Consider the following 12052-nt stretch of genomic DNA (forward strand, 5'->3'; position numbering starts at 1 on the left):
GGTTCTCAACTGGCAGTGGGCTGCGCCTGGCCCTGGGGCGCCTGACGCCGATGGAACAGGCGCTCCAGGGTCAAGTATATGATCGGGGTGGTGAACAGCGTCAGTGCCTGGCTCACCAGCAGCCCGCCAACCACGGCGATACCCAGGGGCTGGCGCAGCTCGGCCCCGGCCCCGACGCCGAACATCAGCGGCACGGCGCCGAGCAAGGCGGCCAGGGTGGTCATCATGATCGGCCTGAAGCGCGTCAGGCACGCCTGGTGGATGGCCTGCTCGGGGCTCATGCCCAGGGTGCGCTGGGCGTCGAGGGCAAAGTCGATGAGCAGGATGCCGTTCTTCTTGACGATACCGATCAATAGCACGATGCCGATCAGGCCCATGATGCTGAAGTCCTGGCCGCTTAGCCACAGCAGTGCCAGGGCGCCGAGCCCGGCCGAGGGCAGGGTGGAGATGATGGTCAGCGGGTGGACGAAACTCTCGTAGAGCACACCGAGGATGATGTACACCGCCACCAGTGCGGCGAGGATCAGCCAGGGCTGGCTCGACAGCGAACTCTGGAACGCCTGGGCCGCGCCCTGGAAGTTGCCGATGATCGAATCGGGCATGCCCAGTTCGCGCTGGGTGCGTTCGAGGATCTGCACCGCATCGCCCAGGGCCACGCCCGGGGCCAGGTTGAACGACAGGTTGGCAGCCGGGAACAGGCCGTCATGGGCAATCGACAGCGGCCCGGTGCTGGGTGCTGCAACCTTGGCCAGCACCGACAGCGGGACCATCTCGCCGGTCAGCGGCGAGCGCAGGTAGAAGTAGTTGAGGCTCTCGGCCTTGCCGCGCTGGCGGGCATCGAGCTCGAGGATCACCTTGTATTGGTTGGTCTCGGTCTGGAACTCGCTGATCTGCCGCTGGCCGAAGGCATCGTAGAGCGCCTGGTCGACATCGGCTGTGGTCAGGCCGAAGCGCGCGGCGGCGCGGCGGTCGATGTCGATGCGGGTAACGCTGGCGCCCAGTTGCAGGTCGTTGGACAGGTCGCGGAATGCCGGATTGGCTTTCAGGTGTTCGGTCAGGCGCTGGGTCCACAGGTTGAGCGCCGCGCCGTCGTTGCTCTTGAGCACGTACTGGTATTGGCTGCGGCTGGGGCCAGAGCTCAGGTTGATGTCCTGGCCGGCACGCATGTACAGCACCACGCCAGGCACCTTGGCCAGTTGCGGGCGCAGGCGGTCGATGAACTCGCTGGCCGACACATCGCGGTCACCCCGGTCCTTGAGGGCAATCCAGAAACGGCCGTTGGCGATGGTCTGGTTGCTACCGGTCACGCCCACGGCATGGGAGAAGGCGCGCACCGCAGGGTCGGCCTCGATGACCTTGGCCAGGGCCTGGTGTTTCTTGATCATGTCCGGGTAGGAGATATCGGCTGCCGCTTCGCTGGTGCCGAGCACGAAGCCGGTGTCCTGGACCGGGAAGAAGCCCTTGGGAATCAGTACATAGCCGACCACGGCCAGGGCCAGGGTGATGCCGAAAATGCCCAGCATCAATCGCTGGTGCGCCAGGGCCTTGACCAGCCCGCGTTCGTACCAGGCCAGCAGGCGTTCGCCGAAGCCGACGTTGTGCTGCTCGCCATGCTCGGGGCGGCGCATGAACAGCGCGCAGAGCGTCGGCGCCAGGGTCAGCGAAACCACCACTGAAATCAGGATGGTCGAGGTAGCGGTGAGGGCGAATTCCTTGAACAGGCGGCCCACCACGCCGCCCATGAACAGCAGCGGAATGAACGCCGCCACCAGCGAGAAACTGATCGATACCACGGTGAAGCCGATTTCCCCGGAGCCCTTGATGGCAGCCTCGCGCATGCTGTCGCCGGCTTCCAGGTGCCGGTGAATGTTTTCCACCACCACGATCGCATCATCGACCACAAAGCCCACGGCGATCACAATGGCCACCAGGGTCAGGTTATTGAGACTGAAGCCGAACAGGTACATCAGGGCGAAGCTGGCCGTCAGCGACACTCCCAGCACGCTGGAAACGATCAGCGTCGCCGACCACTGGCGCAGGAACAGCGCCATCACCCCGATCACCAGGGCCACGGCGATCATCAAGGTGATCTCTACCTCGTGCAGCGAGGCGCGGATGGTCTGGGTGCGGTCGTTGAGCACCGACACCTGCACTGCCGCCGGGAGCATCTGTTCAAGGCCGGGCAGGGCGTCCATGACCCGGTCGACGGTATCGACGATATTCGCCCCGGGCTGGCGGAACACCACCAGGTTCAGGCCCTGCTGCTCGCCGGACCAGGCCTTGACATAGGCGTTTTCGGCGCCATCGATGACCTTGGCGACATCCCTCAGGTGTACGGGAGCGCCGTCGCGGTACGCGACGATCAGCTGGGCGTATTCCTCGGGGTGGAACAGTTGGTCGTTGGTGGCGATGGTGGAGACGCTGTTGTCGCCATACAGCGCACCCTTGGCCAGGTTCAGGCTGGTTTGCTGGATGGCCTGGCGCAGGTCGGCCAGGGTCAGGCCAAGGGCGGCGAGTTTTTCCGGTTGGGCCTGCACGCGGATCGCCGGACGCAATTGGCCGGTGATGTTGATCAGGCCGACCCCGTCGATCTGGCTCAACTGGCGGGCCAGCAGGGTTTCGGCGTAGTCGCTCAGTTCATTGGCCGGCATCTGTGCGGAACTGACGGTGAGGATCAGCACCGGGCTGTCGGCCGGGTTGACCTTGCGCCAGGTCGGCGGGCTGGGCATGTCCTGGGGCAGGCGGGCGGTGGCGGTGTTGATCGCTGCCTGAACTTCCTGGGCGGCGGTGTCGATGCTTTTTTCCAGGCTGAACTGCAGGATCAGGTTGGTCGAGCCCAGGGCACTGCTGGAGGTCATCTGGGTCATGCCCGGAATGGCGCTGAATTGCACTTCAAGGGGTGTGGCCACCGAGGAGGCCATGGTTTCCGGGCTGGCGCCGGGCAGTTGCGCGGTTACCTGGATGGTCGGGAAGTCGGCCTCGGGCAGGGGCGCGACCGGCAGGCGCGGAAAGGCGATGACCCCGAGCAGGACCAGGGCGAAGGTCAACAGCAGGGTGGCGACCGGGCGGTCGATGCACCAGGCCGAAATCGAGCCCCGGGCCTTCATGGCTGCACCTGGCGTTCGGCAACGTCTTGGGGTGGCGGTGCCTCGGCGGCGACTTCGACCGTGGCACCGGGCTTGAGCCGCGACTGGCCGTCGGAGACCAGTTTGTCGCCACTGCTGACCCCAGCGATGATGTTGAGTGTGCTGTCCTGATACAGCACCTTGACCGGCACGCTTTCGACCTTGTCGCCCACTATGCGGTACACGTAGTGCCCGTCGATACCGCGCTGCACTACCTGGGGAGGGACCACCAGGGCTTTCTGGTCCAGGGCTGTCTGCAGCTTCAGGGTGACCAGTTGGCCCGGCCAGAGGCGGGCATCGGCGTTGTCGAACTCGGCCTTGACCCGAATGGTGCCGGTGTTGGCTGCCACCTGGTTGTCGATCAGAGTCAGTCGACCTTCACCGAGTAGGGTGCCACCGCTGTCGCCATCGCCTTCCAGGTAGGCCTGCACGGCGGCGGGCGATTGCGCCTTGAGCAGCCCTTGCAGGGTCGGCAGCATGTGTTGGGGCAGCGAGAACTCGACCCCGATGGGGTCGATCTGGGTGACACTGAACAGCCCCTGGGCATCGGCCACCCGCAGGAAGTTGCCTTCATCGACGTTGCGAATACCGACTCTGCCGGTGACCGGCGAACGGATCTGGGTATACGACAATTGCACCTGCGCGGCGGCAATCGCCGCCTGATTGCCCAGCACCGTGGCTTGCAGTTGATTGAACAGGGCTTGCTGCTGGTCGAGGGTCTGGCGCGACACGCCGTTGTCGGTACTGAGCAGTTTGTAGCGCTTGAGGTCGACCCCCGCCACTTGCAGTTGGGCCTGGCTCTGGCCCAGTTGCGCCTTGGCTTGTTCAAGGCTGGCGCGGATACCGCGGTCATCGATGGTGGCCAGCAGATCGCCTTGTTTGACCCATTGCCCTTCCTTGACCAGCAGGCGAGTCAGCACCCCTTCGACCTGAGGGCGGATCACCACGCTGTGCAGCGAAAGCACCGAGCCAATACCGCTGACGTAGCGCGGCACGTCCTGCTGCTTGACGGCGACCACGCGCACGGGAACGGTGGTGCTGTGGGCGATTTTTTCCTCGCCCGAGCGGCCGTACCACCACAGGGCGGCGCCTGCCAGCGCGAACATAACGGCACAGATCACAACGGAGCGGGAGTGGATGCGCATAGGTGAAATCTCAGGGCGATGCCTAGTTTATAGCCGCCGGATAGGGTCAGCAGCGTGACCGCCAACTGACAGCGCTGTCAGCTTGCCCTGCAGGGTAATGGCCAATTGCCAATATCCTGAGCTGGATCAAGGAATCCGGCAAATTTGCCTCTAGAGTCGTACGCCCTGCCGATTCTCCAAACTACAACGAGTGCCTCCGATGAAGAGCAATTTGCCTGTGACCGGTCGCAATGTGGATTATCCCGGTGACGCCAATATTCTTTCCACCACTGACCTCTCCAGTAGCATCACCTACGCCAATGACGACTTCGTCAGCATCAGCGGTTTCAGCCGCGAGGAACTGATGGGCAGCGCGCATCACATCGTGCGCCATCCGGACATGCCGCCCCAGGCCTTCGAGCAGATGTGGCAGACACTCAAGCGTGGTCGCTCGTGGATGGGGCTGGTGAAAAACCGCTGCAAAAACGGTGACCATTATTGGGTCAGCGCCTTCGTTTCACCCATCGCCAGTCAAGGCCAAACGGTGGAATACCAATCGGTACGGACCAAGCCCAGCGCCGCCCAGGTCGAGGCCGCGGAACGCTGTTACGCGCACCTGCGCAACGGCCGCCAACCCTGGTGGCAGCGCTTGCCGGTGGTGGGCCTGGGTTGGCAGTTGTGGGCGGGGGTTACCTTGGGGCTGGTGCTGGTATCGGTTTTCAGTCGCTTGATACTGCCGGTGTTGCCCTGGCAAGGCGCAGTGGAGGTGTTGCTGGCCAGCGGCCTGAGTGCGCTGGTCATTCTCGCATTGCTCAAGCCGTTCCAGCGCCTGTGCAGCGAAGCCCGCAGTATCGCCGACAACCCCTTGAGCCAGCAGTTGTACACTGGGCGGCGGGATGAGATCGGCCAGATCGACTTTGCCCTGCGCATGCTCAAGGGCCAGTTGGGGGCGGTGGTCGGACGCATCGGTGACACGTCCCGACGCCTGGCCGGGCACAGCGGATCACTGGCGCAATCGCTGCAATGCAGCCACAGCAACAGCCTGGAGCAGCAGAGCGAGGCCGACCAAGTGGCCACGGCCGTCAACCAGATGGCCGCCAGCGTCGCCGAGGTGGCCAGCAACGCCCAGCAGGCGTCGGTCGCAGCCGACCATGCCGAAGGCGAGACCCGGGCCGGGCATCAACTGGTGGAGCTGAATCGCAGTGCCATCCAGGCGCTGGCCAACTCACTGGATGCCGCCACCGAGGTTATCCACAACCTGGAAAGCCACAGCAGTGATATCAGCGGGGTACTGGAGGTGATTCGCGGGATCGCCGAGCAAACCAACTTACTGGCACTCAATGCCGCCATCGAGGCCGCCCGGGCAGGCGACCAGGGGCGAGGGTTCGCCGTGGTCGCCGATGAAGTTCGCGGTCTGGCCCAGCGCACGGCGCAATCGACCCACGAGATTCAGCGCATGATCAGCGCCTTGCAGAACCGAGCGCGCGAGGCCGTGCAGGTGATGCAGCAGAGCAGCGAGCACGCCGGGCACAGTGTGGAGCAGGCCCGCCGCGCCGCCGGTGCGCTGGATGGTATCAGCCTGCGGGTCAACCAGATCAGCGAGATGAGCCTGCAGATTGCCGCGGCGGTGGAACAGCAGAGCCAGGTCAGCGAGAGCATCAACCGCAACATCATCAGCATTCGCCAGGCCAGCGAATCAACGGTGCAGGTCGGCCAGCAAAGCCACGTGAGCGCCACCGATGTGGCCGGCCTTGCCGAAGACCTGCGCCGCCTGGCCGACGAGTTCTGGCGGCGCTGCCACTGAGTGGGTCAGAAGCCGATGAAACTGTAGTAGTCGGCGCCTTCGCTGCGTACCTGGGCCCCGCTCGCGGTCAGTTGTTCACACAGCTCGGGATCGACCACATGCAGGGTCCAGGCTGCGATTTCAGCGGTGGCGTTTACTTGTCGCAGCGCCTGATCCAGCGCCTGGGTATTGGGCAAGTAGGCGGTAAAGCCATTGCCCTTGAGGGCACTGGTGTCGATACCCAGAGCCTGGCAGATGGCAACCTTGCCACGGATGTCGTCGCGGTCGGCCTGGCGTGATTGCTCGATCAATTGCGCCAGCCGATGGTCGACCAGCTGCGTGCCGTGGATCAGTACCGGCCCGCTTTGCCAGGCGTCGGCGGGGCAGTCCTTGGCGTCGGGGCGCAGCGGGATATGGGGGTTGATCTCCATCGGATAGATGCGGCACACCAGCGGGCGGAGCTCGTAGATGGTGCAGCGGTCGTCCGCGTCCAGGTTGCGGCAACGCTCCGGGTTGAAGGCGGCGAAAGTGATCGCCACATGTGCCTCGGTGCTGCCGCAAGGGACGGGCCAGGAACGGCGCAGGGCATGCTCGCGCTGATCGGCCGGCAAGCCCAGCCCATCGGCCATGAAGGCTTCGACCAGGACAATTACCTGGCCACCGGCGCCGGTCCACTGACGGGCTTCGCTCAGGGTCAGGGGCACGTGATGGCCGGTGCAGCATTTGCCGCAACCGGTGCAGTCGAAATGGATATCGCGGGTTTGAGCAGTATTCACGGTGTGCCGGGCGTCCATTCGGTGACAAAGGCAGTCTTGTCCTGCTTGTTGAACAGGCACAATTCGCTGCCCTTGCGGTTGTTCATGTGCTTTTGCGGGTAGCGGCCTTCGAGCAGCAGGGCGCTGTAGCCGACACGGTCGTCGAATTCGGCGGGCTTGCCCACGGCCTTGGCGTCTTTCAGGCCGCTGGCGGCGATGCAGCGTTGGCTCATCTGCGTGTTGTGATCGCTCCAGGCCTGATCGCTGGAGGCCTGGGCGGCGGTGCTGAGCAGCGCACAACCGAGCAGGGTAAAGAGAAGGGCTTTCATGGCGGAACCTCGGTCGACAATGGGCTCGATTGTGCCTGAGGTTCAGGCACATTCAAGCGCAGTGAGTGCCGAGGGCTTATCAATGCTCGGCGAAGGCAACCGCCCGCGCCGCGACGATCAGGCAGTCGGTAAGCTCGGGCGAGGAAAACTTGGTCAGCACCGCGTTGGCGCCGGCGTCCCTGGCTTTTTCGCTGTTCATCGCGCTGTCGAGCGAGGTGTGCAGCAGCACATACAGGTGCTTGAAGTCCGGGGTTTCACGCAGGGTACGGGTGAAGGCAAAGCCGTCCATCTCGGACATTTCGATGTCCGAGACCACCACGTTGATTTCCTGATCGGTGCCTTGCAGCTCCAGCAGGGTGTTGATTGCATCCTTGGCACTGCGCGCGGTATGGCATTCGATCCCCAGGCTGCGCAGGGTGTGTACCGACTGCTGCAGGGCGACCTGGCTGTCATCGACCACCAGGATATTGGTGGCGGCGAGCACGGCGGCGTCTTCACTGCTGAGCTCGCTGCCGAGCACATCGTGGGTGGGCGGGGCGATGCCGTGGATGACTTTCTCGATGTCCAGCACCTGTACCAGTGTGTTGTCGACCCGAGTCACGCCGGTGATGAACGACTTGCTCCCCGAGCCGTAGGGTGGCGGCTTGATGTCGGTGCTCAGGCAATGGACGATCTTGCTCACCGCCTGCACGTGCAGGCCCTGCTTGGAGCGGCTGATGTCGGTGACGATCAGGCAGCCGCCGGCGGGGTCTTCCAGCGGGCGCTCGCCGATGGCCCGCGACAGGTCGATCACCGACAGCGAGTTGCCGCGCAAGGTGGCCACGCCTTTGACGTGGGGGTGCGACTCCGGCAGCCGGGTCAGCGACGGGCAGGGGATGATTTCACTGACCTTGAGCAGGTTGATCGCCATGAGCTTGCCACTGCGCAGGGTGAACAGCAGCAACGACAGCGAGTCCGCGCGAGCGTTTTGCGTGGCCATAGGCACCTTCAGGACAGATTGAATGGGGAGATGCCGGGTTATCGACCCGCCAGCCCATGGCTTTAATCCTTCAGCTCAAATCAGCGCAGCCCCAGACGCTTGGCCAGGCGACTCAGGTTGGCCCGGTCCAGCCCAAGTTCACGGGCGCTGCTGGCCCAGTTGTGCTGATGTCGCTCAAGGCTCGCCTGGATCAACTGGCGCTGGTAGTCGTCCATGGCCTGACGCAGGTCGCCGCCGGGTAGCGGCGCATCAACAACGTGCGGCACTTGGGCGGTGAGGGCGGAGGGCTCGACCGGGCGCAGGTCCAGATCGGTGGCGTCGAGGGTGAGGATCTTCGGTCGTTGACGATGCTGGCCCAGGGCCTTGAGCGCCGAGCGGCCGATCAGGTGCTCAAGCTCGCGCACGTTGCCCGGCCAGTCGTAACCCAGCAGGGCGGCCTGGGCCTCGGCGCTCAGGCGCAGGCTGCCCAGGCCCATGCGCGAACGGTTCTGTTCAAGGAAGTAGCCGCTGAGCAGCAGCACATCGCGGCCACGGTCACGCAGCGGCGGCACCAGCAGCGGGTACACACTCAAACGGTGATAGAAATCGGCACGGTAGCGGCCGGCGCGCACTTCTTCGGCCAGGTCGCGGTTGGTGGCGGCGATCAGGCGTACGTCGACCCGATGCTCCTGGTCCGAACCCAGGCGCTGCAGTTGCCCGCTTTGCAGCACCCGCAGCAGCTTGGCCTGCACGGTCAGCGACAACTCGCCCACTTCATCGAGGAACAGGGTGCCGCCATTGGCCAACTCGAACTTGCCGCGGCGCTCGCCGACCGCGCCGGTGAACGCGCCACGCACATGGCCGAACAGTTCGCTCTCGACCAGGGTGTCGGGCAGGGCGGCGCAGTTGAGGCTGATCATGGGTTTGTCGGCCCGCCCCGACTGCTGGTGAATGGCCTGGGCCACCAACTCCTTGCCCACGCCGGTTTCGCCGGTGATCAGCACCGTCAGGTCGCTGCCGGCCACCAACTGGATTTCTTCGAGCAGGCGCTTGTGCGCCTTGCTCTGGCCAATCAACTCCTTGTGCTGCTGGCCGCTGGCCTGGCGATAGACCTCGGCGCGTTCATGTTCATCTTCGACGCGCAAGGCCAGGCGCTCGATGCGTTCGGCAACATTCACCGTCGCCGCCGCGAGGCTGGCAAAGGCCTGCAAGGCATCGAGTTCGACCTGCTGGAACTGTTCCGGGTCCAGCGCATCCAGGGTTATCAGGCCCCAGGGTTGCTCGTCGACGAACAGCGGACAGCCCATGCAGTCGTGGACTTCCAGGTGGTGATGCAGGCCTTCGACCAGGCCGTCGTAGGGGTCGGGCAGGTCACTGTCGCTGGCAAAGCGGGTAGGCTCGTTGCGGCTGAGAATGGTAGCAAAGCGTGGGTGCTCGCTGACCTTGAAGCGCCGGCCAAGGGTGTCGGTACTCAGGCCATCCACCGCCAGTGGCACCAGCCATTCGCCGTCCAGGCGCAGCAGCGCGGCGGCGTCGCATGGCAGCAGGCTGCGCATGGCTTCGAGCAGGCGCCGGTAGCGCTCGCACTCGGGCAAGTCACGGGACAGGTCGCTGACCAGGGGCAGCAGGGCGGTGAGCAGGGATTTTGCTGTCATAAAGACTCCTGTGGGTCTCAATGACTATATATCAGTAGTAGTCTTTTTGACTTAAAAATTTATATCTTATTGATTTATAAGTATTTTAAAGTTGGCACGGAACCTGAAATAGCTAACGCATTCATCAAGAAGCCACAGGCTCAGGAGTCATTCAATGCTCAATGCCCAGGATCGTGCGATCGTCAAAGCCACCGTTCCCCTGCTTGAAAGCGGTGGTGAGGCGCTGACCACCCATTTCTACAAGCTGATGCTCAGCGAATACCCCGAAGTGCGTCCGCTGTTCAACCAGGCCCACCAGGCCAGCGGCGACCAGCCACGTGCCCTGGCCAACGGCGTGCTGATGTACGCTCGGCACATCGACCAACTGGAGCAACTGGGCGGCTTGGTCGGCCAGATCATCAACAAGCATGTGGCCTTGCAGATCCTCCCGGAGCATTACCCGATCGTTGGTAGCTGCCTGCTGCGCGCCATCGAAGAAGTGCTTGGCAAAGAGATCGCTACCCCTGAAGTCATCGCCGCCTGGGGCGCGGCCTACCAGCAACTGGCCGATATTCTCATCGGTGCCGAAGCCGATATGTACACCCAGAAGGCCGAAGCGCCAGGCGGCTGGCGCGGGGCGCGGGACTTCAAACTGGTCGGGCGCGTCGAAGAGAGCAGCGAAATCGTCTCGTTCTACTTCGCACCGGCCGATGGCGGGGCGATCCTCAAGGCCGAGCCGGGCCAGTACATCGGCTTGCAGTTGTTCATCGACGGTGAAGAACAGCGCCGCAACTATTCACTGTCGGCCCTGAGCGATGCCGGCCAGTACCGCATCAGCGTCAAGCACGAAGTCGGTGGCAAGGTTTCCAACTACCTGCACGAGCAATTGGCGGTGGGCGATACGCTGAAACTGTTCCCGCCCTCGGGCGAGTTCACCCTCAGCGCCAGTCACAAACCTCTAGTGCTGATCAGCGGCGGCGTGGGTATTACCCCGACGTTGCCGATGCTTGAGGCTGCACTGGAAAGCGGCCGCCTGGTGCATTTCATCCACTGCGCGCGCAACGGCGCGGTGCATGCCTTCCGTGACTGGGTCGATGAACTGGCGGCGCGTCATCCACAGGTCAAGCGCTTCTACTGCTACGCCGAGGACGACGGTGTCAGCGAACCTGCCGATGCGGTAGGCCTGCTCAGTGCCGATCAACTGGCGGAGTGGTTGCCACAGGAGCGCGACCTGGACGCCTACTTCCTCGGCCCCAAAGGCTTCATGGCCACCATCAAGCGCCACCTCAAGGGCCTGGGCGTGCCAGAGCAGCAGAGCCGTTACGAATTCTTCGGCCCGGCCTCTGCCCTGGAATGATGGGATTTTCCTGATACACGGTTGAACGGACAAGGCACAGCCAGCGATGGCTGTGCCTTGCGGCATTTGGTCGCCTTCTCAAGCAGGGTGCCTGGCCTTTTTACTGCATGCAGACAAAGCGTCATGCGCATGCCGCATCATCCTTCCAGCCGTATCGAGGAATCCAAAATCGTGAACATCAAATGGGCTGACAAACTGCGCAAAGGCCTGCATGGCTCGGCAGACTCGCTGGGCAACTTGTGCGTCGAGGCGTTCCATTACCTGGCCCTGTTCGGCATTGGTGCAATCACCGCCTACGCGGCGGTAGCCACCTTCATCGATATGCTCCACAAGGGCGGCATCAGTGTCGATGACATCCTGCTGTTGTTCATCTACCTCGAGCTCGGGGCGATGGTGGGGATCTACTTCAAGACCAACCATATGCCCATCCGCTTCCTCTTGTATGTGGCGATCACCGCGCTCACCCGCTTGCTGATCGGCGACGTGTCACACCACAAGGCGCCGGATGTGGGCCTGCTGTATGTGTGCGGCGGCATCCTCCTGCTGGCATTCGCGATCCTGGTGGTGCGCTATGCCTCGTATCGCTATCCGTCGACCAAAACCATCGATGCTAATGGAAAGGAGATCGAGGAAGGCAAATGACCTTCCCGGCCTGGCGGCGGCTGGCGACGTGGGCAAGAACGGGCTGGACGTGCTCGACAGCGAGGCTGGACTGCACGCTGTCGATCACCCGCTGCAAGCGTTTGGGGTCGTTGCGCTGGGCGGGGTTGATCAAACGCTTGGCGACCACGCCCTGATCGGTGGAAAGGGTCAGCATGATACTGCCGTCGAGCCGCTCGATACTCAGGTTGACCCGGTAGCGCGAGGCGAAGGCCTCATTGATCTGTTCGAAAGGGTTGAACATGGTGCTTCACCTGGTGAATTCATGCAGAGATTGACCGGGTGATTGCAAATTTGGTTCAGCCAGCCCGCTGAATGGAGCAGGTA

10 protein-coding genes are annotated in these 12052 nt (G+C 63.5%); 3 read left to right on the forward strand and 7 right to left on the reverse strand.

Features of this window, described 5'->3' with window-relative positions; all coding sequences use genetic code 11:
- Positions 1–5: 5 nt before the first annotated feature.
- Positions 6–3107 (reverse strand): multidrug efflux RND transporter permease subunit, encoded by a 3102-nt coding sequence (locus ABVN19_RS00530; RefSeq protein ID WP_028944675.1) that lies wholly within the window; start codon positions 3105–3107, stop codon positions 6–8.
- On the reverse strand, positions 3104–4270 hold the full coding sequence (locus tag ABVN19_RS00535; protein ID WP_028944676.1) for an efflux RND transporter periplasmic adaptor subunit: 1167 nt from the start codon (positions 4268–4270) through the stop codon (positions 3104–3106). The genes ABVN19_RS00530 and ABVN19_RS00535 overlap by 4 nt, the downstream gene beginning before the upstream one ends.
- 199 nt (positions 4271–4469) lie before the next feature.
- Between ABVN19_RS00535 and ABVN19_RS00540 the strand changes: the two genes are divergently transcribed.
- Positions 4470–6053, forward strand: a complete 1584-nt coding sequence (locus ABVN19_RS00540; RefSeq protein WP_028944677.1) for a PAS domain-containing methyl-accepting chemotaxis protein — start codon at positions 4470–4472, stop codon at positions 6051–6053.
- Positions 6054–6058: 5 nt separating this feature from the next.
- Here the strand turns inward: ABVN19_RS00540 and ABVN19_RS00545 are convergent, their stop codons facing one another.
- The 4 genes from ABVN19_RS00545 to norR form a co-directional block, all read right to left on the reverse strand.
- Positions 6059–6826 (reverse strand): YkgJ family cysteine cluster protein, encoded by a 768-nt coding sequence (locus tag ABVN19_RS00545; protein ID WP_051270581.1) that lies wholly within the window; start codon positions 6824–6826, stop codon positions 6059–6061.
- On the reverse strand, positions 6805–7116 hold the full coding sequence (locus ABVN19_RS00550) for a hypothetical protein (protein ID WP_028944679.1): 312 nt from the start codon (positions 7114–7116) through the stop codon (positions 6805–6807). Before ABVN19_RS00550 ends, ABVN19_RS00545 begins: the two co-directional genes overlap by 22 nt.
- Before the next feature lie 79 nt (positions 7117–7195).
- Entirely contained in the window at positions 7196–8095 is a 900-nt protein-coding gene (locus ABVN19_RS00555; protein ID WP_028944680.1) for a chemotaxis protein, read from the reverse strand.
- Between the two features lie 80 nt (positions 8096–8175).
- A complete protein-coding gene (gene norR / locus ABVN19_RS00560) occupies positions 8176–9729 on the reverse strand; it encodes a nitric oxide reductase transcriptional regulator NorR (RefSeq protein WP_028944681.1) in 1554 nt (517 codons plus the stop codon).
- A 154-nt stretch (positions 9730–9883) separates the two neighbouring features.
- Between norR and hmpA the strand changes: the two genes are divergently transcribed.
- On the forward strand, positions 9884–11065 hold the full coding sequence (hmpA, locus tag ABVN19_RS00565; protein WP_028944682.1) for an NO-inducible flavohemoprotein: 1182 nt from the start codon (positions 9884–9886) through the stop codon (positions 11063–11065).
- 171 nt (positions 11066–11236) lie between these two features.
- On the forward strand, positions 11237–11707 hold the full coding sequence (locus ABVN19_RS00570) for a phosphate-starvation-inducible PsiE family protein (protein ID WP_028944683.1): 471 nt from the start codon (positions 11237–11239) through the stop codon (positions 11705–11707).
- On the opposite strand, the gene ABVN19_RS00575 is transcribed toward ABVN19_RS00570, so the two are convergent.
- Positions 11676–11969, reverse strand: coding sequence for a DUF3509 domain-containing protein (locus ABVN19_RS00575; protein ID WP_051270583.1), 294 nt, complete (start codon positions 11967–11969; stop codon positions 11676–11678). The two genes, ABVN19_RS00570 and ABVN19_RS00575, sit on opposite strands and share 32 nt — an antisense overlap.
- Positions 11970–12052 lie beyond the last annotated feature (83 nt).

Source organism: Pseudomonas vranovensis (assembly GCF_040438935.1).
GTDB lineage: Bacteria > Pseudomonadota > Gammaproteobacteria > Pseudomonadales > Pseudomonadaceae > Aquipseudomonas > Aquipseudomonas vranovensis.